This window comes from Acetobacter estunensis (genome assembly GCF_019083805.1).
Classification (GTDB): Bacteria; Pseudomonadota; Alphaproteobacteria; order Acetobacterales; family Acetobacteraceae; genus Acetobacter; species Acetobacter estunensis_A.
The window spans coordinates 49,219-71,643 of the sequence record NZ_JAHRDV010000016.1 but is presented as its reverse complement, the minus strand read 5'-3'; the positions used below and the strand labels follow the sequence as shown (position 1 = coordinate 71,643).

Here is a 22,425-nt window from a genome sequence, read left to right as displayed (position 1 = left end):
TTGGCGAAGCTGGTGAAGTGAGGGAGGCCGGCATTTTCTGGAGTGACGGCCGCAACGGTAGCCCGATGCACCAATACTGGGGATTTGCTGGCTGGCATGCGGATCAAATGGTGAGGGCGCTCGCGAGACGCACTTGTCTGAACGCATAACCTTCAAATGCATTCGACCGTGTTTCGTGCGATCAGAATGGTTGATGACACAGTGGGCTTCACATATTGCGCGAAGGATCCCGGGACTGTTTCTGACAGGCTCCTGTCTCGTCGGACTGTCTTTTGCGCAGCCTGTTCGTGCTGCCAATCCGGATGCCCTGTGGCACATCGTGCATGAGCGCTGTGCTTCTCAGGATATTGCTCATGGCCCGGGAGCCTGCGCGGTTCTCGATAGTCCTCATCGGGTTGCGGTTCTGAAAAGTATTGAGGGGCGATCGCAATATCTCCTGATTCCAACCGACCGTAATGCCGGGATGGAATCACCCGCCCTGCGCGATCCCGCGACGCCGGACTATTTTGCCCATGCTTGGGCGCAGGCTTTCCGTGTGGGTGAAGGGTATGGCGTTCGCTTGCCGCGTGAAGATGTCGCACTTGCCATCAATTCACAGGACGGTCGCTCCCAGAATCAGTTCCATATTCATGTGGAATGCATCAGGCCCGAAATAAAAGTCGCTCTCTATTATATGCGCGAAGCTGTTTCCTCACAGTGGGCGTTCCTTCCGGCTTTGCTGCGAGGTCATCCCTATCGTGCCATGCGTGTGAATGGCACGAACCTTGCCGGCGTGAAGCCCTTTCTTCGTCTCGCGCAATCCCTGCGTTATCCTGAGTCTGAAATGGGGCACCACACGCTTGCTGTTGTTCCTGAAATCTTTGATGACAATCAGCCCGGTTTCTTGATCCTCGATGGCGTGGCGGATCTTGCGCACAAAAACCGTGGCTCAGCCGAAGAATTGCAGGATCATAGCTGTGCTATTGTCGCGCTCGATCCTCTTGTCCGGCCAATAGGCAAGCCATCCAGTCAGTGACGATGTCGTAATGATTTTGATAAGGATTGACCAATTTCACGACACATAAAACGGGCTTTAAAGGAGATTGTTATTTGTAGGGACAGAAACGGTGTGATGATCGTTATCAGAAATATGTGGATCAGGACGCCGAGATGACATCGAGCCTCACAGTGGATGAGAGTATTACTGTGAGGCATCTCGAAGGGGTGGCGACGGCCATCATATCGGCGGCAGTCATGATGGTTTAAAAAGAGCGACATGAAACTTTATTCCGCCGCTGAAACGCAGCGCCTTCTGCCGTTTCCTGTCCTGCTTGATGCTTTGGAACGCACGGTGCTGGATTATGCGCAGGGGCGCATCATCTGTCCCGAGCGTGTGGTGACACAGGCTCCCGGCAGTTCAACGCTGCTGATGGCCATGCCTTGCGCAAGCTCAGACCTGCTTGTCACCAAACTGTTGACCATCTGCCCCGCTAATGCAGGCTCGGAGCGATCGGTCATTCAGGGACAGGTGACATGCGGGGATGCAGGCACGGGCGAACTGCTTTTCGGGTTGGACGGTCCCACCGTGACCATGCGGCGTACGGCGGCCATCAGCATGCTGAGCATCCGCATCTTCCGACGTGAACCTGTCCGGCGTGTGCTGCTCGTGGGTACAGGCGCGCAGGCCGTGGCGCATTGTGACGCGCTGGCAACGCTTTATCCGGGTGTTACGATTTTCATCAGAGCGCGCTCGCCCGAAAAAGCGCGCGGGTTCTGTCTCAGGCATGTCACGCCTGAATGCGACCTGCGGCCTGAAACCGGCGAGGAAGGACCGTTCGATGCGGTTATCACTGTCACGTCCAGTCGGGAGGTCATTTATGACGCTGCGCCTCATCCGGGCACACTCGTCATTGGAGTTGGGGCGTTTCGTCCAGACATGATTGAGGTTGGGCCAAAGATCGTTCAGGGAAGCAGCCTCTATGTGGACGATCCGCAAGGCGCTCCTTCGGAGGCAGGCGATCTCATTCAGGCGGATGTGGACTGGGCGAGCGTGAGATCGTTAGCTGATGCGCTGAAAGAACCGCCATCGGTGGATGAACCGGTGTTCTTCAAATCCGTGGGATGCGCGGCGTGGGATCTGGCGGCCTGTCGCGTCGTGGTGGAGCAGGAAGGCGCAGGCTGAAGAACGGCTTTCACAGGCCCGTGATGTTATTTCGATATTGAAACGTATTTCCGCTTCTGTATGGTGATCGGAAGATTGCCATGAGGAAGCGGACAGACGCAATGCGCATTGCCGGACTTCAGACGGCCGGAACACCGGGAAACATCGCGGCCAACCTTGCGGAACTCGACCGGGCGGCGGCCGATGCGCGTGCGCAGGGAGCGGACATCCTTGTCACGCCGGAACTGTTCGTCACAGGCTATGACATTGGCCCGCAGCTTTTTGATCTGGCGCGCATCGATGTGCTCGCTGCGGTGCGGCAGATGGCGGTCAACCATGGTCTCGCCATCCTCGTAGGGCTGGCCGAGAGCGCGGAAGAACTGGGACCACGCAAGCTCTATAACAGTGCGATCCTGATCGATGCCGATGGACGCGAATTGACGCGCTATCGCAAGCAGCATCTGTTCGGAGAACTGGATCGCGCATTCTTCGTGCCGGGGGATGCCCTGCCCGAGATCGTGTCGTTTCATGGTGTGAAGATCGCCACCATGATCTGTTACGACGTGGAATTTCCTGAATATGTCCGCGCTGTTGCCCTTGGTGGGTGCGAGGCGCTTTTGGTGCCCACAGCGCAGATGGAGCCGTTCACCTTCGTGGCCCGGGAGGTCATACGCACCCGCGCGTGGGAGAATCAGATCTATGTTGCTTATATCGACCACGATGGTCGGGAAGGCAGTACGGTCTATGTCGGCAACAGTCAGATTGTGGCGCCTGACGCCACCGTCCTTGCCCGTATCGAGCATGGCAACGGATTGATTCTGGCCGATGTCGAGCCCGGCGCGGTGGCGCGGGCACAGACCGAAAATCCATATCTTCTGGACAGGCGGCCCGCGGCTTATCGCCGGCTTGCCGTCGAACCTGTGGGGAATGTCGCATGAAGGAAACCAGTAGCCCACTTACCCTGCCGGGTGAGGGACCATCCGCGCGTCTTTCGGGAAATCTGGGCGTGACGGAGATCATTTTCATGGTCGTGGCGGCTGCGGCGCCGCTGACCGTCATCAGCGGTAACGTGCCGCTGGCCATTGCACAGGGCAACGGCGCGCAGGCATGGACCGGCTTCGTGGCGGCCGCCATCGTGCTGCTGCTGTTCTCGGTCGGCTTCGTGACCATGGCGCCCTACATGAAGGATGCGGGAGCGTTCTTCTCCTATATCCGCGCGGGTCTCGGCGGTCGGGTCGGGCGGGGTAGCGCTTTTCTTGCGCTTCTGACGTACACGGCGATTCAGCTTGGTGTGTATGGTTTCTTCGGTTGGGCGGTGGACGATACCGTTCGGCAGTGGGGCGGTCCTCATCTGCCCTGGTGGGGTTATGCCGGGGGCGCACTCGCGTTGGTGGCGTTTCTGGGATACCGCCACATCGATCTCAGTTCGCGGCTGCTGGGGACGGCGCTGGTGTTGGAAATTGGTGTGGTGCTGGTCATGAACGCGGCCATTCTGATCCATCCATCGCCCGTCATGCCGCCGCCCAGCGCGACACCTCCGGTCACTGGACCGTTTGCCGTGGCTCTCCTTTTTGCCATTACGGGCTTCATCGGATTTGAGGCGACGGCCATTTTCCGTGACGAAGCACGCGATCCGGAACGCACCATTCCGCGTGCGACCTATGGCGCGGTCATCATTATCGGCGTGTTCTATGCCTTCTCCTGCTGGTGCATCATCATGGCATGGGGGCCGGATGCGGTGACGGGCGTGGCGCAGCGCTATCTGGCGGATGGCGGCAATATGGTGCTGGAGACGGCAGGCCGTTACGCCGGCAATGTGGTGAAGCAGATCATGGCGGTGCTGCTGCTGACCAGTCTGTTTGCCTGTGTGCTGTCTTTTCACAACATCATCGCGCGGTATCAGCTCGTGCTGGGACGCGAAGGGGTGCTGCCGAGCTTCCTTGCTCGCACGCACGACCATCATGAGTCGCCGCACGCCGCTTCGGTCGTGCAGACGCTCACGGCGCTCGTGCTGATGGTGCTTGCAGCATTGTCGGGGGCCGACCCGCTGGTGACGGTCTATGGTTCGATGGCGGGTATTTCCACGGTCGGCATCGTGCTGCTGATGATCCTGACCTCGTGCGCTGTGGTGGCATTTTTTCGTGCGCATCCGGCGCTTGTGAAAGGGCGTAAGTTCAAGACGGCCCTATTGCCTATGTTGACGACGTTTCTGATGGCGTTGGTGCTGTTCGTTATTTTGGAGAATTTCACCACGATCACCGGTTTGTCGCTTGTGATCAGTACATGTCTTGGCGCTCTGCCGTTTGTGGCGTTGGGACTTGGTATGTGCCGCGACATGTCGGTTGAGGGCATTCTGGAAGACGGAGTGGCGGTCAGATCCTGAATTGGGGAGTGTGGGGAGCCAGATGAAGTGGCTCCCCATTATTTTTATTCGGTGCACATCATCTATATTTGAATTTTATTCTGCTTGGTCATTTGGTTTCGTGATCGTATATAAATAAAATATTTGTATATATCCCATTTGATTTTCGATACTCTCAGTGGGGTAAGTTCAAAAAACAGACGGCCTTCTCATGCCCTCCACGTCCGACGTGCTCCGTCATCTCCCGATCGAAGGCATGACCTGTGCGTCCTGTGTTGGGCGTGTGGAAAAGGTGCTTCGACGTGTCGAAGGCGTGAAGGATGTAAGCGTTAACCTTGCAACCGAAAGTGCCGATGTGACGGCTGATGCGTCTGTCACTCGCCCGGCACTTGTTCGCGCCATTACAGCCGCAGGCTACGGAGTGCCTGCTCAGACGGTCGATCTTGCCATTGACGGCATGACCTGTGCCTCCTGCGTCGGCCGTGTGGAGAAAGTTCTGCGTGCTGTGCCGGGCGTGCAGGATGTTTCCGTCAATCTCGCAACCGAACAGGCCATTGTGACAGGACAGGCGGATGCCTCTGACCTGATCGCGGCAGTGGAGAGGGCTGGCTATGGTGCCCGGATTACAGAGGACGGAGGGCACGACATAGGCGAGGCAGCCGAACGTCGTCAGGCGGAAACCGCCTCTCTCACCCGCGCTTTTATCCTCGCGCTGGTCTTCACTCTTCCCGTTTTTCTGATGGAAATGGGCGGTCATATGATCCCCGGTTTTCATCACCTGCTGGACCACGTCATAGGCATGAGGATGAACTGGATCCTCCAGTTCATCCTGACTTCGATTGTTCTGTTCGTGCCCGGTTGGCGCTTCCTTCGCACAGGGTTCGTCGCTCTGGTGCATCTGGCGCCGGAAATGAATTCTCTTGTAGCCATCGGTTCGCTGGCAGCATGGGGATATTCGGTAATCGCCACGTTTGCACCCCGATTGCTGCCAGCGGGCGCCGTGCAGGTTTATTACGAAGCTGCCGCAGTTATTGTGACCCTCATCCTGTTGGGCCGACTTCTGGAAGCCCGCGCGAAGGGGCGCACATCGGACGCTATTCGCAAATTGGCGGGATTGCAGGCCCGTACAGCCGTGGTTCTTCGTAATGACACACCTGCCGAAGTGCCGGTTGGAGAGGTGAAAAGCGGCGATCTGGTTCTGATCCGGCCGGGAGAACGTATTCCCGTCGATGGAGTGGTGACGGAGGGCGAAAGTTACGTCGATCAGTCGATGATCACGGGCGAGCCTGTGCCGGTGACCCGTCATTCTGGGGAAAGTGTCGTCGGCGGAACCGTGAACCAGAACGGCACGTTGACCGTCAGGGCGACTTCAGTGGGGGAGGCGTCCACACTCGCGCAGATCATCCGTATGGTGCAGGACGCGCAGGCCTCGAAACTGCCGATTCAGGGATTGGTGGACCGCGTGACGATGTGGTTCGTGCCGGTCATTCTCCTCATCGCCGCTGTGACTTTCGTGATCTGGCTTGTCTTCGGGCCGACACCGGCACTGGGCGTCGCTCTGGTGCGGGCTGTCTCGGTGCTGATTGTTGCCTGCCCCTGCGCGATGGGACTGGCGACGCCCACCTCCGTGATGGTCGGCACAGGGCGCGGTGCGGAACTGGGCGTGCTGTTTCGTAAAGGAGAAGCGCTTCAGACGTTGAAGGACACAAAAATCGTGGCGTTCGACAAGACTGGAACGCTCACACAGGGGCACCCCGAACTGACGGATATGACTGTCGCGGAGGGTTTCGCGCGAGAGGAGGTTCTGCGTCTGGCCGCAGCTGTGGAAGCACGCTCCGAACACCCGATCGCACGAGCCATTGTGGCGGCAGCCGGAAACTCTGTGCAGCCAGATGTTTCGGCGTTTGAGAGTGTAACGGGCGGTGGCGTGCGGGCCTCTGTGGAAGGACGAACGGTTGCGGTGGGCGCGGATCGCTACATGCGCGCTCTCGGCCTGGATGTGGTGGCGTTTGCCTCTCAGGCCGCGCATCTGGGAGAACTGGGTCGCACGCCCCTTTATGTGGCTCTTGATGGGCGGCTGGCGGCCATTCTTGCCGTGGCCGATGCGTTGCGACCCACCACGGTTGCGACCATCACCCGTCTTCACGCCATGGGACTGCGGACAGCCATGGTGACGGGCGACAATGCGCACACCGCAAACGCCATCGCCCGTCAGGCCGGAATCGATACGGTGGTGGCCGAGGTGTTGCCTGCCGGTAAGGTGGAGGCCATTCGCAAACTGAAAGTGGCGGACGGCCTGCTGGCCTATGTGGGTGACGGCATCAACGACGCACCCGCTCTGGCGGAAGCGGATGTGGGGCTGGCAATGGGATCGGGCACCGACATTGCGATGGAGTCAGCGGATGTTGTGCTGATGTCCGGCAATCTGGAGGCTGTCTGCACGGCCATCGCGCTTTCCAGAGCGGTGATTGCCAATATCCGACAAAATCTGTTCTGGGCGTTTGCCTATAACACGGCGCTCGTTCCCTTGGCCGCGGGCGTGTTCGAGCCTCTGTTCGGCTGGCAGATGTCTCCCGTTTTTTCAGCGGGAGCGATGGCGTTTTCCAGCGTGTTTGTGGTGGGCAACGCGCTTCGGTTGCGACGGTTCTCGCCACGCTGACATGCGTATGTTCAGATGCCGGGCGTCAAACCCGTGGCGGCATCGTGCGTTGAGAGGCCGTCTTTACGCCTCGAACATCCTGATCTCTTTGCGAAAACGATCAGAAGGGCGATTATGTGCCTTCTGTTGTTCGGTGGCCTGCCCACCTTCCATAATTCGAAAGTCAGCATGAACACGACGTCTCATTGCACTTCCAGCCAATCTTCCGATGAGCAGGAAATGCGCCGTTCATTTCGTCCCGGCCGTGGCCCCTTTCAGTTCTGGGCGCAGGGTGTTCTTGTGGCGGTTGTGGCCGCGCTGGCGCTCTACACTCTGGGTCGATTTCGCGTCTCTCTTGTGTGGGGCGGCGTGCTGGCGATCGTCTGCTGGCCTCTTCTAGGATGGCTGCAACGGAAGTGGTCACCCCGCCATGCGGACATTGTTCTGCCTGCCATTATCGTTCTAGGCATTGCCCTGATTTTTGGTGTGCCGACAATGGTTATCGGCGGGATCGCTGCCAGTCAGGCGCGCGACGCGGCAGCGTGGGTGCGCGACATTCATGAGCATGGCCTGCCGGAGCCGGCGTGGCTTTCCTCGGTGCCATGGGGGCGGGCGCAGTTGGAACATTGGTGGCAGGCCAATCTGGCTGATCCGGCAGGTGTGCAGCAGCTTCTGCATCGTCTTCATCCGGGGCAGCCTCTGCGGACGATCGATCATGTCGGGCAGGGTGTAGCCAACACGCTGGTTCTGTTCGGTTTTACCCTGCTTGTGCTGTTCTTCTTCCTCAAAGCAGGTCCGACTGTCGTTCGGCATATGAACGTTGTGCTCTGGCGCCTGTTCGGTCCGCGGGGTGAATTGCTCCGTTCTCAGGTCGTGGGGGCCGTGCGTGGTGCCATGGCGGGGCTGGTGCTGGTGGGGCTGGGTGAGGGCGCGCTGATTACGGTGGCCTATATCATCGCGGGAGCGCCGCAAGCTCTGCTGCTTGGCGTGTTCACGGCTTTGATGTCCATGATTCCCATGCTCGGCGGCTTGGCTGTGGCGCTGGCTGTGGTGGTTATCCTTGTCAAAGGAACAGTGGGAGCCGCCGTTGGGGTGGGTGTGTTTGGCATGATTGTGCTGTTTCTTGCAGATCATTTTATTCGCCCTGTCCTGATCGGAGGATCAATTCGGTTGCCCTTCGTGTGGGTGCTGCTTGGGATCTTGGGCGGCCTTGAGGGCTGGGGGCTTTTGGGTCTGTTCATCGGGCCAGTGTTGATGGCGTTGGCACATCTGATGTGGCGGTTCGGCTCCATGAGCGCGGCGGGGGCGCATGCGTTGCCCGTTGAAAAATAAGGCGATGATTTCCCCGAAATGGCTGTCTGAAAGGAAAGTGAGGGAACGCAAAACTTTCGCTTATCGTTTTCCGTTCAATATGCCATGCGTGATCTGTCCAGAAGGAAAGAGACATCCATGAACGACGAAGAAGAAGTCATTGTCGGCTATCTGATCCAGCGCGAGTCCGAAGACGGTGAACTCGACTTCTGGAACCCGGAGACAAAGTGGTCGGATGATCCGAACGACGCTAAGCTCTATGAGAGCGAGGACGAAGCGGATGCGGACGCCACGGCGCTTCAGGCGCAGGGCGGCGGTGAGATCAGCGTGGCCGTCGTGATTGAAGATGACGGTGAAGACGAGGATGAGGAAGACGAAGAAGTCTGAATTTTCCCGCGTTACGAGTTTCCCAGCCCACGTTCTGCCTTCTGGTGGGGCGTGGGTTTTTTGTTTGTGGAAGAAAACTCACGGTGGTCGGACAAAAGCACCGATGAAGCACTATGTCGCATGGCAGACGGTGTGTGACCGAATGCTGCGGTCATCTTGTAACTCCGTCATTCCGATGGCGAAAAGCTGACCAAATGTTGATTTTGTTACATTTCGATATTTTTTGACTTGGTCTGAAAAGTTTGTAAACGAATTATTGACAATTGTTGCTGTCTGCGTTTTTTTACGTTTCGTCCATTTCATGTGACGGAGATAGAAAATGCGTGAATTAAACACAGCTGAAATCAACGAAGTTTCAGGTGGCTGCAGCTTTGGTGGCGGCTGGGTTGCGCCCGCTTGGGGCGGCTGCGGTGGTGGCGCGTCTTGGTCTTGGGGTGGCAGCTCGTGTAGCGGTTGGGCTCCCGCTCCGTCATGGCACACTGGCGGTTCCTGCGGTGGCAACACCACGCCGGTTGCCCCGATCCCGAGCACGGGCGGCTCCTGCCAGAATGAGTCGTTCCAGCAGATACTCAACGGGATCATCCATGGCTCGAACTACACGGGTGTGCCAGCGTGCAGCACCGCGACGTCCAGCTGCACGACAACGGCCTGATTTCTGAATTTTAGAAATCTGTAGAAGCCGCCCGGTTTATGCCGGGCGGTTTTTTTGTTGTGCGCTGTGCTTAGGCGTAGGAATCGACAGAATTCGCTGCGTCTGAGTCCGAGTCCGAAGAACTGGCGGTGCGCGGTGTGCCCTCGGTGGTCGTGGAGACCACATTGCCCTGTGCGTCCGTCACAGTGATGGTGAGGGTGCCATCGCTGTTCAGGGTCTGGGTCGTGGTGTCGGAAGAAGAGGAAGACGCCGAAGACGAGTCAGACGAAACCGAGGAAGATCCCGAAGACGTGTCACTGAACAGACTCGATACGGCACTCGTGCCGAGGGAGGAAATGGAAGACGACATGACGTTACTCCTTGCGTAAGAGGTACGCCGAATTGTTCGCTCTCATTTCCTAACTGATAGTGAAAATGCACGTAACAGAAAGAAATGCTCCGTAACAGGTGCTTTTCTCCTTTGGCTCTGCTCTTCCATGCCGTGATGATTAGCGGCCCAGCGCGGGCAACACCGTTTCCACAATGCTGCGGTCCAGCGCTTCGTATTCATGGTAGCGCAATGTACGGTAAAGTTCTTCCCGCGTCTGCATCCGCGGCACCATGGCCTGAGTGCTACCGTCGCGTTTGAGTGTGGCGTAAAGATCCGCCTGCGCTCTGTTGGCGACGCGCAGCGAACTGACGGGCCAGATGATCATCCTGTATCCCATGTTCTCAAACTCTTCGGCCGTGAAAAAGGGGGTGCGCCCAAACTCCGTCATATTGGCTAGCAGACGTACACCGGGCATCCTGCGTGCGAATTCGTGGAACATATCCGCGGTGGTCAGTGCTTCTGGAAAGATTGCATCTGCTCCGGCCGCCACATACCGTTTTGCCCGCGCCACGGCTCCGTCCATGCCTTCGCTAGCCACGGCGTCCGTACGAGCGACGATCACAATGTCACGGGCGGCGCGGCGGGCGGCGTCGACCTTCATGACCATCTCGTCCATGGAGGCCAGTTTCTTGTCATTGAGATGCCCGCATTTCTTGGGCAGTAACTGGTCTTCCAGATGCACGGCACCAGCGCCCGCTTCCTCAAATGCACGCACCATGTTCATGACATTGAGCGTTTCGCCATATCCTGTGTCACCATCGACCAGAATGGGAAGACCGGAAGCGCGGACGATCTGGCGGATAAAGAACGTCACTTCATTGATGGTGATGATCCCCAGATCCGGCAGGCCCATGCTCGCGGTCATGGCGGCACCGGAGAGATACAACGCTTCAAAACCCGCATCTTTCGCCTGAAGCGCGGCCTGCCCGTTATGTGCGCCCGGAAGCTGAAGAATACCGGATGCATCAAGAAGTTTGCGGAAGCGTATCCCTGCGGATTCACTCGGGTTTTCGGAACCGACCAGGTAGGTCATGCTGCCTTCTCCATATGTCCGCGTTTGCTGATGTGAATGAATGGACGGTCTTCCGGCCCGACATACTCTGCGGAAGGACGGATGATCTTGCCGTTTTCGCGCTGCTCGATGACATGGGCGCTCCAGCCCGCTGAACGCGCGATGACGAAGATCGGCGTGAACATGGCGGTCGGGATGCGCATCATGCTGTAGGAAACCGCGCTGAACCAATCGAGATTGGGAAACATCTTTTTGGTCTCGCGCATGACGTCCTCGATCCGCTCCGCCACGTTGTAAAGACGCATCGCGCCACTGCGTTTTGAAAGTTCGAAGGCGGTACGTTTGATGATCTCGTTGCGCGGATCGGCAACCGTGTAAACCGGATGACCGAAACCGATAATAACCTCACGGTTGTCAACGCGACGGCGGATATCGGCTTCCGCTTCATCCGGTGTGAGGTAACGCTGCTGAATTTCCAGTGCGACCTCGTTGGCGCCTCCATGTTTCGGTCCACGGAGAGCGCCGATGCCGCCGCATAATGCGGAGTAGATGTCCGAACCGGTGCCAGCGATTACCCGGCCTGCGAAGGTGGAGGCATTGAATTCATGCTCGGCATAGAGAATGAGCGAGACATGCATGGCCTTCACCCATTCTGCGGGTGGTATTTGGCCATGCAGGAGATGGAGGAAATGACCGCCGATGCTGTCATCATCGGTTTCGACTTCGATGCGGCGGCCATTGGTCGCGAAATGATACCAGTAAAGCAGGATCGATCCGAGCGAGGCGAGGCAGCGATCCGCGATCTCACGCGCACCGACGGGGTTTTGGTCGCGGCGTTCGGGCAGCACGCATCCCAAAACGGACAGGCCGCTGCGCATCACGTCCATGGGATGCGCGGCAGCCGGGATCTGTTCCAGCACGCGTTTGACCTGTTCGGGCAGCCCGCGCATGGAGTGAAGGTGCTCCTTGTAGGCGGCCAGTTCTGCGACGTCGGGCAGATGGCCGTGGATAAGCAGATGTGCGACTTCCTCATACTCGCAGTGTTCCGCAAGATCCTTGATATCATAGCCGCGGTAATGCAGGTCGTTGCCGCTGTGGCCGACTGTGCAGAGCGCCGTGGTTCCGGCCGCAACACCGGAGAGCGCTACGGATTTCTTGGGACGATTTTCGTGAGAGGTCTGCATCATGATGGCGGCTCCTCTTCTACTGCCCGTAAGCGAAGATTCCGATTTTTGGGTTTTTCTTCAGTTCGCCTGCAGGAAGGGTGATTTCGAGTTCACAGAGTTCTTTGGCGGACAATTCCGGCAGGCGTTGCGCCACTTCAAGAAAGCGGTCGGCCTCCTGCGGTGTGATGATGCCGTCCGTCAGCGTGCGGAACTTGCGGATGTAGTCCGGGCGCGTCCACGGGGTCGCGCCAAGAGGATGGGCATTGGCCACGGCCAGTTCATCGGAAATAATGGCGCCATCTTTCATGGTGATGGTGATGCGACCGCCGAAAGCCTTCACGTTCGGATCGGTGGAGTGATAGCGCTCCGTCCATTCGGGGCGTTCGATCGTGTGAATCTTCTGCCACAGGCTTACCGTGTCGGCGCGGTTTGCGCGTTCCGGTGCGTAGGAGTGAACGTGGTGCCACGCACCATCCTGCAGGGCGACCGCCACGATATACATGATCGAATGATCCAGTGTTTCGCGGGAGGCTTTTGGATCGAACTTCTGCGGATCGTTGGAACCGGTGCCGATGACGTAATGCGTGTGATGACTAGTCTCGATCAAAACGTCCTTTACATCGTCCCAGTTTTTCACCTGCTTACCCAGTCGGAAAGCCAGGTCGATCAAGGCCTGACTCTGATATTCCGCCGAATGTTCCTTGGTGTAGCTGTCGAGGATCGCGCGCTTGGCTTCACCCTTCTCGGGCATCCGGACGATGTAATGGGCGTCCTTGCCGTCGAGCATCCACGCGATGAAACCGTCCTCGCCTTCATAGATCGGGCTTGGCGAGGTCTCGCCCAGCATGGCGCGGTCCACGGCTTCCACGGCCATCTTGCCAGCGTGGGAAGGGGCATAGGCTTTCCATGAAGAAATCTCGCCCTTGCGGCTTTGACGGGTGGCGGTGGTGACATGCAGCGCGTGCTGGATGGACTGATAAATTGTCTCGGTCGGCAGATCGAGTAGCGTGCCGATGCCAGCGGCCACCGAGGGGCCGAGATGCGCCACATGGTCGATTTTGTGCGCATGAAGGCAGATGCCGCGCACAAGATCGATCTGGATCTCATAGCCCGTGGCAATGCCGCGGATCAGATCGCGGCCGGAGCGCTGGCATTGCTGCGCCACAGCAAGGATGCCGGGAATATTGTCACCAGGATGCGAATATTCTGCAGCCAGAAATGTGTCGTGGAAATCCAATTCGCGCACGGCTGTGCCATTGGCCCACGCTGCCCATTCGGCATGCACGCGAATGTCCGGACCAGCGCCGAAAAGGGTGGCGCCACCGGGACGCGCATGCGCCTGCGCTTCTGCCCGGGCGCTCATGACGGAATGACGGTTTACGGAGGCGATGGCGACAGAGGCGTTGTCGATCACGCGGTTGACGATCATATCGCTGACGGCAGGCTCGATCTCGACCGGATCGGCGGCCACCTCGGCAATATGCCACGCGAGTTGCTGTTCGCGAGGGAGGCGGTCCTTTTCGGGATGAACCGCGATGTCGTATGTATGCATGGGATGTTCCCGTTCCTTGCTGACAGGAAGAGCGTGGCGGATTGCGTAGGCTGCGCGCTATGCACATGCGGTGAATTCGGGCAATGGGTAAGACAGATCTTGCGAAGGATGCGAATATGACGGCTCGCCGGACGAAGATTTTCGCGGGATCGAAAATACGTGAATTGCGCGGCCGCATTCGGAAAACCCAACAGGCCATGGCGGCCGAACTTGGACTCTCTGCGAGCTATCTCAATCAGATCGAGAACGATCAGCGTCCCGTTCCACCCCCACTGATGGCAAAACTTTGCACGCTCTTCGGGGTGTCGGAGGCCTATTTCGGTGACAGCGATGAAATCCGGCAGATGCAGGGTCTGCGCGAGATCCTCGGCGATCCGCTTTTCAAATCGGCTTCACTTCGTCCAGCGGAACTTCAGACAGCGGTGAAAGGTGCGCCTGCGCTGGTGGATCGCTTCGTGACGCTCTACCGCGCCTATCGCACATTGGCTGAGCGCGGCGCATCTGAGAGCCTGCATCCGGTCGCAGGAGAAGGGCTGGCCGCTCCACAGGTGGATACGGCTGGCGCACGCGTGGCTTCAGGCTCTGCGATGGATGTGGTGGGGCCTTATGACGCCGTGGGTGACTGGGTGCAGCGCGAGCGCAACTATTTCGATGAGATCGATCGCGCGGCGGAAGACCTGCATGAGAGGGAAGGTTTTTCGGACGGGATGCTGTCGGTCAATCTGGCGCGCTATCTTCAGGACCATCATGGCATCCGCGTCGTAATCGACAATGAACTCGACAGCCGCGCGATGTTGTGGCGTTTCGACAAGCGTGGACGGCGGCTTCTGTTGTCGGATGGTGTGCCGTCGGAAAGCAGCGTGTTCTGGATGGCGCAGGTCATTGGGCGTCTGGGGTATGGCAAACTGCTCGATCGCGTGGTGCGGCGCTCCGGCCTGTCCACGGAAGATGCGCGTGATCTGGCGCGGGTGGGCATGAGCAACTATTTCGCGGGCGCGCTGCTGCTACCTTATCGGCGCTTTCGTGATGCTACGCGGTTTAGACGGCATGATCTCGATCAGTTGCAACGACAGTTCGGCGTGAGTTTCGAGCAGGTCTGTCATCGCCTCTCCACGCTTCAGCGGCCGGGAGAGGAAGGTATTCCCTTCTATTTTATCAAAACGGATATCGCGGGAAATATTCTTAAAGGATATAGCGCGACGCGATTCAATCTGCCACGGTTTGGTGGATTGTGTTCGTTGTGGAATGTCTTCCGCGCCTTTGCCACGCCGGGCGAGTTGCAGGTGCAGGTGTCGCGTAACACGGATGACGCCGTGTTTCTCAACGTGGCGCGAACGGTCGGACATGCCGGGGTGTCATATTTCGACCGTCCGCGTCGGGTGGCTGTGGTACTGGGCTGCTCCATCGCACACGCTTCGGAGCTGGTTTACGCCGCCGGATTGGATCTGTCGGACGAGCGCACCATCATTCCGATTGGGCCGGGGTGCCGCGCCTGTATCCGCACAGAATGCCGTCATCGCGCCATTCCGGCATCCGGGTTCCAGATCGATGCAGGTGGGGAGGAGAGGGGCGTACTACCCTACCACATGGTGCCGATGGATGAGGCACCTATCCTTTAATGTGGCCTGATAAATCAAGATAATTTCTTGAAAGATTGTGTAAGATGAAGTCCTTTTTTCTGATTGTTGTGACGGTTCTTCTGAGCGGTGTGGTTTCTTTTCTTGTTTCATCAGCCAATCTCCCGACGTCATCGATCTCCAGATTGGTTTTTGGAGAAAAGATAAATCCGCAAGACAATATGCCGCATGTTTCCCTGTCGCTTGCAACATCAGATGGCCGCAATCTGAAGACATCCTTTGAAAAAACATCCACGCTGGTCTCAGTGCGGGATTATGCGCCTCAGCACATGGTGGGGGAAGCGTCCGATTTCACTCTGGACCGGCAGGTGAAAGCGGGAGCCAATAGTGTGTTTCTTATCGAAAACAGTTTGATCCATCAGGGTGAACATGTGGTCGGTGAAAACATTCCTCAGGATACAGTCGTTACATCCATTGAAAGCTCTCATCCGGTTTCGAAGGATTTTACATTATCCAAAACAACCTTGATGACAGCTGATGAAAATCCTTACGCTCCGTCCAACGGAGGCATGAGCACGCTTCTTATCGTCAATGAAAATGCACTCGTTCCTATGGGAGCGGATGTCGCGGGCATTGGTATTCCGGCGCATACGCATGTAATCAAAACGGACGGAAACAGAATCTATATCGATAATGATGTAACGCAGACGCTGACGTCTGGTGTGAATATAAAAATATCATGGAAATCCATGAAGGTTTCTCTCTCCGGATCTGTGTCATCAGACATCAATGTGGGTGCCTTTATCGGATTTTACACCCAAGACGATGCTGATGTTTTCCAGCGTGCCGTCAATGCCATGAATGATGGCAAAGGCGGCAATGTGTATGTTCCGGGTGGCGTTTATTATCTTGGGCATATGGTGGTGACACGCCCCAGATCGTCTTTTGTCGTGGCTTCGAGCGTGCAGTTCATTCATGGCTCCGCATCCATAGATTCCGATAATGGCGGATCTCCCTATTCGCAGTACAACCTCTACAGTTCGGCTCATACCCAGCAGCCGGTCGTGATGAATATTTCGCAGAATATTTATAAGACCAATGTTCCAAGTATTCAGGGACAGGCGTTGAGCATCACGCAGATGAACTCGAACTGTGTGCATGATCTTGATGTATGGGGATGTGGAGAACTGGGAGAAGAGATTCACCAGAGTGCTGCCGCCAACGTTCGGCGTGGGCAGTTATGGGCCTATCACAGTACGGCTTACGCATCCGTCGGACAGCTTCTGCACTGGACGGGAGCGGAGCTTGAGTATGAGAACAATTCCGGCTGGTACGGGGCGTTTTCGGGCAATCCGCTTTTGCCCGGCCAGAATGGTCTGCACATCGATGACATAGGCGATACGCCCAATACCAATGCCCTTGAACCAGCAGGGGCGTGGCATGTGGGTGTAGCGTGCGATGGTAATATCATGGACTGGTGTGTGGAGATGGGGGCCGGCCGAAACTCGAACCAGCAGGGCCTGCCAAGCGCCGGAATTGACTCCGCCGGCAGAGTATTTGGCAACAGATTCATAGCCTCGGTTCCCGGTCCCGACACGTTCGACAGTATCGGTGTGGTCACAGCCGAGACACGCTACGCCCAGATGGCGAGTGACGGTGCGGTTTCGGGACAGATCTTCAATGCTGGGACACTCGAAAACATCACAGCCGGCGTGTCGTCTGTCGATATTGTGGATGGCGGCATGTTCAATGCACCCGTTTCACTGGTTGTGGGCGCCCCTCCAGTGTCCGGCGTGCAGGCTGCCCTTTCTGTCGATACTTATGCCTTGAGAGCTGTTCAGGGTGGGATTGCGATAAACGCAACGACGCGCGGGAACGCACCCGATGGGGTTGAGTCGGGAATGGTCTTTGATCTGCCCGGAGGAGAATGCAGGGTTCAGCCGCAGGTGGTGTATGACGGTGCGCGTTTCGCTATCCGCCAAGGAGGGGAATGTGCGCGATTGCCAGATGCCACGATCCCGCTTGGGATGGAGCGCACACGCCTCACGCTGCGCTATGTTTCTGGCGGCTCAGGAAAGCCACAGACTCTGCCAATCATCGAACCGTTATATGGGGTGAGGACGGTTTCCGTGCGTGAGTCCGGAGCCGGATACAACATTGCTCCGGGCGTTCTGGCGATTACGGATCATGTGGACAATAAATGGCGGGGGATCATTTACACGCCGGTAAAAATGAACGTGCATTTGAATGCTCATCCACGCGCCAACGCCATTCATGTTGGATCAAGCCTTATGAGCAGTGAACTGCCTCTACGCTGCTCTCCGGGAGATCTGGTTTATGTTCCTGACGGGCGAAATGCCGGAGAGAGTTCCGGCACAGGTGCCCTTGCGTATTGCAACAATCGCAACGTCTGGATGGTGAATGGCCAGCCTGTCCGGCATTGAAGGAAGCGTGTTGTTCCTTCAATCCTGATTGGCGATATGCGGGTTTTTGGACAGAGCCGTGCCATGCAGGGCGAGGTAACGTGTCACGATCTTCTGGCGGATCCAGTTCACCAGCCCTGAAAGCGTGACAATGGTCACCCCCACGATCTCCCAGATATCGAGGGGTTGCCGGAACAGGGTGTAACTGAGCGCCACGCCCCAGATCATCTGGCTGTATTGTGGCAGAGCCACGCGGTTGGCTGGGGCACTGGCGGTGGCCATCATCAGCAGAAGCTGGCCGAGAGCCGCAAGGAAGCCATAGCCAAAGAGATACGCCCAATCCACGCCCTGCGGCATGGTGGCCCCATGAGCCATGAGAATGCCGTTACCGATCAGTGGGCCGAACAGGCTGGAGCCGAAGAGGGAGAGGCGAGGCGTGTTGTTGCCTGCAAGACGGTAGGCGATCACGCCAACAGCATTGGCCACGGCGGCAACCAGAGCGCAGAGATGCCCAAATCCGAGAGCGCGAAATCCGGGTCTGAGCACGATCAGCACGCCAATGAAGCCCAGCGCGACCGAAAGCCATGCCCAGCCGTTGACCTTCTCACGCAGGAACGTCACCGAGAGAATGGTGACGAAGAACGGCATGAGGAACATCAGCGACAGGGCTTCGGGCATGGACAGCAGCATGAAGGCTTCCACGCTCGAGGCTGTGGCGAGGAACACGGCCAGCGCGCGAACACACCACATCCCGAAATGGGGCGTGTGCACCATATCGGCCCATGATTCATGCTTGAGCTTGATGAAGGGCAGAATCAGGAAGCCAAACACGCCACCGGAAAAGGCCACTTCAAACGGATCGAGACGTCCAGCCAGCAGCTTGGAGAAGGCGTCGCTTATGGAAAAGGACGCATAGGCCAGAAAGGCCTGCAGCATTCCCGACATGGCATTGGTGTACATGACCCGTTCCGTTCTGTTCCGGGGCGGCGGATAGTGCCCGATGCCCTGTAAGAATGACTGCCCCGCTTACTCCTGCTCGATGGTAGGAGAGAAGCCGTTTCCATTTCCATGTCGTGCAAAGCAGCCTTGCGGCGTCCCGATAGGGAGGAATGCTCCGGGCGACCAGCGGAAATCACGCTTGCGTGTGCATTGAGTGGGCATGTGTTGCAGCAAAAGAACACTTCGTTTCCGATAGGTTACATTCCCGATCACGTTCACGGGAAAGGAAATGCGAAATCCTTGCTCGGTTTTCGCCCGTTTCCCTACGGTGAGCGCGCCTTGGCGTAAATCGCCGGTGTGGACGCTGACAAAGGGAAAGAGCTTTCTGTGGATCAAAGGAAGACCGTTCCCCGACTAACGCGGGCTTCATCGCAATATCGCCGCGCCAGTGTGGCGCTTTTCCTCGCAGGATTTGCCACCTTTTCACTTCTTTACTGCGTGCAGCCGTTGCTTCCCGTCTTCGCAAGAGATTTTGGGGTCTCCCCGGCTTCCAGTTCGTTGCCTCTTTCATGTTCCACGTTTGCGCTTGCCGTGGCCATCGTGCTGGCGGCGATCCTGTCCGAGCGGGCAGGGCGACGGGAGCTAATGTTTGCGTCCCTGCTCGCGTCCTCGTTGCTCAATATTGCCTGTGCAGCCGCTCCCACATGGTCCTTTTTGCTTGGCCTGCGATTGCTGGAAGGCTTCACCCTTGGTGGTGTGCCGGCAGTCGCCATGACGTGGCTGGCAGAAGAAGTTGAGCCTGCCGAGCTTGGGCTGGCGATGGGGCTTTATGTGGCGGGCACGGCCTTCGGCGGCATGGTCGGCCGCGTGGGGGCCGGTGTGCTGGCGGAGCACTACGGTTGGCGGGGTGCCTTGGGGAGTGTGGGACTGCTCGATGTGGCTGCCGCTGCAGGTTTTGTGCGCCTTCTGCCGCTTTCACAGCATTTCGCGCCCCGCCGGAATCTCGGAGCGGCCTATCACCTGAAAGCGTGGCGCGGTCATATGGGCACTGCGGAACTCAGGACAATCTATTCGATCGGCGCTCTGGTGATGGGCTGTTTCATGGCTATCTTCAATTATGCGGGTTACCGCCTGATGAGGCCGCCTTACGGTTTTACCCAGACACAGCAGGGCTACCTGTTTCTGGTCTATGTTTTCGGCATTGGCGCCTCGTCTTTCGCAGGGTTTCTGGTGGACCGGATGGGACGTGGCAAAGTGCTGGTCGCAGGCATCGTCACGATGACGCTTGGTGTGTTGTTGAGTGTGTTTGCCCAGATCGGATTCATCGTGGCGGGTGTGGCGTTGGTGACCATCGGCTTTTTTGCGGCCCACGCCGTGGCCAGTTCATGGGTAGGACGACTGGCGCGTACGGACCGGGGGCACGCGACCTCACTTTATCTGCTGTCCTATTACCTTGGCGGCACAATTGCCGGAACGATGGGCGGGTGGTTCTGGAGCCATGATGGCTGGAACGGTGTTGCGGGATTCAGTCTGCTGCTGATGGCGGCGGCCCTCGGTGCCGCCGGGTGGATGCTGAGTCGTGAAAAGCAAACTATGTCGCTTGCCCCCGAAGCCGCCGAGTGATGCTCCGCAAAGTCCTATGCTGCCGCGATGTCCGTGAGCAGCACGACGCCGTTCTCTTCCGCAATAACGATCAGATTGTCCTCGTCTTCTACTGCGGCTCCGTCACCCGGTATGAGCACCTCATTCCCGATGCGCATCTGTCCTGACACTACGACCAGATAAAGATCGCGCCCTCTGCTTGTCTGGTAAGCCGCTCCCTCACCAGTCGGGATCGTGGCCTGAAGAAAACGCGCCCGGGCGCGGAGCACGGCGGGGCTTCCATCTTCCACCACTGTCTTGTCCTCAGGGTCATCCTCAGGGAAACCGGAGGCGAGGATGTGGAAGCCTCCATCCGCCTGAGTCGGATCAGCGGCACGGACGGTCTGCAGCGGCGTGTCGCCTTCCGTATCGTTCATGAGCCAGAACTGAAAGAACTCGGCTCCCTCTTTGTCCGCCGTCCATTGTAGGTAAGTGCAGCCGGTTCCGGTGCTGGCAAGATGCAGATCACCCGCGGACAGATTTTCATGGGGAAACTCATCAATCTGCACGTGCAGGCTACCACGTTTCACCCAGGTCAGGATGTCCACATTGGTTTCCGGCCCAAGGCGACAGGTTGCACTCGACATGAGAGTGGCCTGATTAACCACGCGCAGGCGTCCTTCATGTACATGCGTGGCGTCCTGCCAGTCCGCAAAAGCGAAGTGGCAGTGAAAAGTGACGCCTCCATCATGGGCAATGCCAAGTGTATCGGCGCGGCGGACGGTGATCATGCGTGGCTTCCATGATGGGTGCGGACAGGATAGGCGGTCTCCCAACCGCCCCCGAGCGCACGATAGAGATGGGTAACGGACTCTGCCACACGGGCCGTTGAGGCAACCAATGTGCTCTGGGAGTTCAGCAGCGCGTTCTGCAAAGTCAGCACGTTCAGGAAGTCAGCCGAGCCTTGCACATATTGCGCCTTGGCCGTCTCCACCGCGATCTCGTTTTCATGCACGGCCTCGGCCAGACGGTCACGCTCGTTCTGAGCGGCGGTGAACGCGGCCATCGCGTCGTCGATTTCTTCCCATGCCTTGAGCACGGTGCGCTGAAACACGGTTGCGGCTTCCTGCTGCTGGGCCTTGCGCAGATGAAGTTGGCCGGTCAGGCGCCCGCCCTCGAAAAGAGGCAAGGTGGCTGTCGGACCGAAGCCATATTGCCGCGAGGCCCATGAGCCGAGGCCACTGAACTGAAGCGCCTGCACGTCCAGACTGCCCGAGAGCGTGATGCGCGGGAAGAAGTCTGCAATCGCCACGCCGATGCTGGCAGTTGCGGCATGAAGGCGCTCGACCGCCATGCGGACATCGGGGCGGCGTTCAGCCAGTTGGGAGGGCAGACCCACCGGAATGTCGGTCGGAACGGGTGGCACAGCGGCCGGTGTGCCAAGACGCGCATCCAGTTCGCCCGGTTGGCGGGCGATGAGAAAGCTCAATGCGTTGAGAAGATGGATTTCCTCGCTTTTGAGCGGCGAAAGGCGGGATTCGAACCCATGCAACTGCCCGGTCGCTTCCGCGACATCCAGTCGCGTGGCCGCTCCTTGCTCGAAGCGCAGGGTGGTGAGCTTCACACTGTTTCGCGCAATGTCGATGTTGTGGTTGAGGATACCGATCTGCGACTGCGTGGCGCGTAGATCGATGTAGTCCTGCGCCGTTTCGGCCATGAGAGAGACAAGGATACCGCGCCGCATCTCCTCCGTGCCGCGCATGGCGGCATTGGCCGCCTCCACCTGCCGGCGCACATGCCCCCACAGATCCACTTCCCATGAAGCGCTCATGCCGTATTGCGGCAGATTGAAAGAGGGGTTGCCCACGCTGCCCGGCAGCGCGGCCGGTCCGAAGCCCTGCGTGCCACTGGCGATATTGCCCGCCATCTCCTGTTCCATGGTGCCCATCAGGCCAAGGATGCCGTTGGTGCTGGCGCGCTCGCGGGCATAGGAGGCGTTGGCTTCCATGTGCGGGAACTGCGCGGCACTGGCGATACGCCGTTCCGCCGTGCTTTCCGCCAGACGGAAGGTGGCTGCCCGCAGGTCGAGGTTGGACGCTGCGACCTCGGTTTCCAGTTCCGTCAGCATCGGGTCGTTGAAGATTTTCCACCACGCCGGGTCGGCGGCGGCCGTGGTGATGCGGCTTTCGGCGGCGGGAAGTGGGTCACGCCATGCAGCGGGAGCCTGTGCTTTCGGCTTGTGAAAATCCGGTCCCACCGTGCATCCGGCGAGGGCGGCCAGAGAAAGAGGCAAAAGGAGCGCGCGCTTCATGACG

General features: G+C 58.3%; 18 protein-coding genes. 11 read left to right on the top strand and 7 right to left on the bottom strand.

Features of this window, described 5'->3' with window-relative positions; all coding sequences use genetic code 11:
• The first annotated feature begins 193 nt into the window (after positions 1–193).
• The 8 genes from KUA11_RS14920 to KUA11_RS14885 all read left to right on the top strand — a co-directional run bounded on the left by KUA11_RS14920 (position 194) and on the right by KUA11_RS14885 (position 9,490).
• Entirely contained in the window at positions 194–1,015 is an 822-nt protein-coding gene (locus KUA11_RS14920) for a CDP-diacylglycerol diphosphatase (protein ID WP_217411647.1), read from the top strand.
• A 240-nt stretch (positions 1,016–1,255) separates the two neighbouring features.
• On the top strand, positions 1,256–2,161 hold the full coding sequence (locus KUA11_RS14915) for a delta(1)-pyrroline-2-carboxylate reductase family protein (RefSeq protein ID WP_217411645.1): 906 nt from the start codon (positions 1,256–1,258) through the stop codon (positions 2,159–2,161).
• A gap of 80 nt (positions 2,162–2,241) precedes the next feature.
• On the top strand, positions 2,242–3,078 hold the full coding sequence (locus KUA11_RS14910; protein ID WP_254454967.1) for a carbon-nitrogen hydrolase family protein: 837 nt from the start codon (positions 2,242–2,244) through the stop codon (positions 3,076–3,078).
• Entirely contained in the window at positions 3,075–4,523 is a 1,449-nt protein-coding gene (locus tag KUA11_RS14905) for an APC family permease (RefSeq protein WP_217411643.1), read from the top strand. The genes KUA11_RS14910 and KUA11_RS14905 overlap by 4 nt, the downstream gene beginning before the upstream one ends.
• 190 nt (positions 4,524–4,713) lie before the next feature.
• Entirely contained in the window at positions 4,714–7,161 is a 2,448-nt protein-coding gene (locus KUA11_RS14900) for a heavy metal translocating P-type ATPase (protein WP_217411641.1), read from the top strand.
• Positions 7,162–7,380: 219 nt separating this feature from the next.
• Positions 7,381–8,472 (top strand): AI-2E family transporter, encoded by a 1,092-nt coding sequence (locus KUA11_RS14895; RefSeq protein ID WP_217411639.1) that lies wholly within the window; start codon positions 7,381–7,383, stop codon positions 8,470–8,472.
• Between the two features lie 117 nt (positions 8,473–8,589).
• A complete protein-coding gene (locus tag KUA11_RS14890; RefSeq protein ID WP_166313313.1) occupies positions 8,590–8,838 on the top strand; it encodes a hypothetical protein in 249 nt (82 codons plus the stop codon).
• 319 nt (positions 8,839–9,157) lie between these two features.
• Positions 9,158–9,490: a hypothetical protein gene (locus KUA11_RS14885; protein ID WP_217411637.1), complete on the top strand. Its 333-nt coding sequence runs from the start codon at positions 9,158–9,160 to the stop codon at positions 9,488–9,490.
• Positions 9,491–9,560: 70 nt separating this feature from the next.
• Here the strand turns inward: KUA11_RS14885 and KUA11_RS14880 are convergent, their stop codons facing one another.
• From KUA11_RS14880 to KUA11_RS14865, 4 genes are all read right to left on the bottom strand, one after another.
• Complete coding sequence (locus tag KUA11_RS14880; RefSeq protein WP_217411635.1) at positions 9,561–9,839, bottom strand: hypothetical protein; 279 nt, start codon at positions 9,837–9,839, stop codon at positions 9,561–9,563.
• A 139-nt stretch (positions 9,840–9,978) separates the two neighbouring features.
• Positions 9,979–10,893 carry a methylisocitrate lyase gene (prpB, locus tag KUA11_RS14875; protein ID WP_217411633.1) on the bottom strand — a complete coding sequence of 305 codons (915 nt, stop codon included), beginning with the start codon at positions 10,891–10,893 and terminating at the stop codon, positions 9,979–9,981.
• Positions 10,890–12,056 (bottom strand): bifunctional 2-methylcitrate synthase/citrate synthase, encoded by a 1,167-nt coding sequence (prpC, locus tag KUA11_RS14870; RefSeq protein ID WP_408744225.1) that lies wholly within the window; start codon positions 12,054–12,056, stop codon positions 10,890–10,892. Before prpC ends, prpB begins: the two co-directional genes overlap by 4 nt.
• Before the next feature lie 19 nt (positions 12,057–12,075).
• Positions 12,076–13,590, bottom strand: a complete 1,515-nt coding sequence (locus KUA11_RS14865) for an MmgE/PrpD family protein (protein WP_217411629.1) — start codon at positions 13,588–13,590, stop codon at positions 12,076–12,078.
• A gap of 116 nt (positions 13,591–13,706) precedes the next feature.
• On the opposite strand from KUA11_RS14865, the gene KUA11_RS14860 reads away from it, so the two are divergent.
• Positions 13,707–15,209 (top strand): helix-turn-helix domain-containing protein, encoded by a 1,503-nt coding sequence (locus KUA11_RS14860; protein WP_217411627.1) that lies wholly within the window; start codon positions 13,707–13,709, stop codon positions 15,207–15,209.
• 527 nt (positions 15,210–15,736) lie between these two features.
• Positions 15,737–17,611: a hypothetical protein gene (locus tag KUA11_RS14855; RefSeq protein ID WP_217411625.1), complete on the top strand. Its 1,875-nt coding sequence runs from the start codon at positions 15,737–15,739 to the stop codon at positions 17,609–17,611.
• An 18-nt stretch (positions 17,612–17,629) separates the two neighbouring features.
• Here KUA11_RS14855 and KUA11_RS14850 read toward each other — a convergent pair whose 3' ends face one another.
• Complete coding sequence (locus tag KUA11_RS14850) at positions 17,630–18,550, bottom strand: DMT family transporter (RefSeq protein ID WP_242006149.1); 921 nt, start codon at positions 18,548–18,550, stop codon at positions 17,630–17,632.
• Positions 18,551–18,916: 366 nt separating this feature from the next.
• Between KUA11_RS14850 and KUA11_RS17890 the strand changes: the two genes are divergently transcribed.
• Complete coding sequence (locus KUA11_RS17890; protein ID WP_217411623.1) at positions 18,917–20,152, top strand: MFS transporter; 1,236 nt, start codon at positions 18,917–18,919, stop codon at positions 20,150–20,152.
• Between the two features lie 14 nt (positions 20,153–20,166).
• Here the strand turns inward: KUA11_RS17890 and KUA11_RS14840 are convergent, their stop codons facing one another.
• Both KUA11_RS14840 and KUA11_RS14835 read right to left on the bottom strand, forming a co-directional pair.
• Positions 20,167–20,901, bottom strand: a complete 735-nt coding sequence (locus tag KUA11_RS14840) for a pirin family protein (RefSeq protein ID WP_217411621.1) — start codon at positions 20,899–20,901, stop codon at positions 20,167–20,169.
• Entirely contained in the window at positions 20,898–22,421 is a 1,524-nt protein-coding gene (locus KUA11_RS14835; RefSeq protein WP_217411659.1) for an efflux transporter outer membrane subunit, read from the bottom strand. The genes KUA11_RS14840 and KUA11_RS14835 overlap by 4 nt, the downstream gene beginning before the upstream one ends.
• Positions 22,422–22,425 lie beyond the last annotated feature (4 nt).

Excerpts from the sequence above, each read along its gene's own strand:
- KUA11_RS14920 (WP_217411647.1), top strand. The coding sequence starts at position 194 with ATGACACAGTGGGCTTCACATATTGCGCGAAGGATCCCGGGACTGTTT.
- KUA11_RS14915 (WP_217411645.1), top strand. The coding sequence starts at position 1,256 with ATGAAACTTTATTCCGCCGCTGAAACGCAGCGCCTTCTGCCGTTTCCT.
- KUA11_RS14910 (WP_254454967.1), top strand. The coding sequence starts at position 2,242 with ATGAGGAAGCGGACAGACGCAATGCGCATTGCCGGACTTCAGACGGCC.
- KUA11_RS14905 (WP_217411643.1), top strand. The coding sequence starts at position 3,075 with ATGAAGGAAACCAGTAGCCCACTTACCCTGCCGGGTGAGGGACCATCC.
- KUA11_RS14900 (WP_217411641.1), top strand. The coding sequence starts at position 4,714 with ATGCCCTCCACGTCCGACGTGCTCCGTCATCTCCCGATCGAAGGCATG.
- KUA11_RS14895 (WP_217411639.1), top strand. The coding sequence starts at position 7,381 with ATGCGCCGTTCATTTCGTCCCGGCCGTGGCCCCTTTCAGTTCTGGGCG.
- KUA11_RS14890 (WP_166313313.1), top strand. The coding sequence starts at position 8,590 with ATGAACGACGAAGAAGAAGTCATTGTCGGCTATCTGATCCAGCGCGAG.
- KUA11_RS14885 (WP_217411637.1), top strand. The coding sequence starts at position 9,158 with ATGCGTGAATTAAACACAGCTGAAATCAACGAAGTTTCAGGTGGCTGC.
- KUA11_RS14880 (WP_217411635.1), bottom strand. The coding sequence starts at position 9,839 with ATGTCGTCTTCCATTTCCTCCCTCGGCACGAGTGCCGTATCGAGTCTG.
- prpB (WP_217411633.1), bottom strand. The coding sequence starts at position 10,893 with ATGACCTACCTGGTCGGTTCCGAAAACCCGAGTGAATCCGCAGGGATA.
- prpC (WP_408744225.1), bottom strand. The coding sequence starts at position 12,056 with ATGCAGACCTCTCACGAAAATCGTCCCAAGAAATCCGTAGCGCTCTCC.
- KUA11_RS14865 (WP_217411629.1), bottom strand. The coding sequence starts at position 13,590 with ATGCATACATACGACATCGCGGTTCATCCCGAAAAGGACCGCCTCCCT.
- KUA11_RS14860 (WP_217411627.1), top strand. The coding sequence starts at position 13,707 with ATGACGGCTCGCCGGACGAAGATTTTCGCGGGATCGAAAATACGTGAA.
- KUA11_RS14855 (WP_217411625.1), top strand. The coding sequence starts at position 15,737 with ATGAGCACGCTTCTTATCGTCAATGAAAATGCACTCGTTCCTATGGGA.
- KUA11_RS14850 (WP_242006149.1), bottom strand. The coding sequence starts at position 18,550 with ATGTACACCAATGCCATGTCGGGAATGCTGCAGGCCTTTCTGGCCTAT.
- KUA11_RS14840 (WP_217411621.1), bottom strand. The coding sequence starts at position 20,901 with ATGATCACCGTCCGCCGCGCCGATACACTTGGCATTGCCCATGATGGA.
- KUA11_RS14835 (WP_217411659.1), bottom strand. The coding sequence starts at position 22,421 with ATGAAGCGCGCGCTCCTTTTGCCTCTTTCTCTGGCCGCCCTCGCCGGA.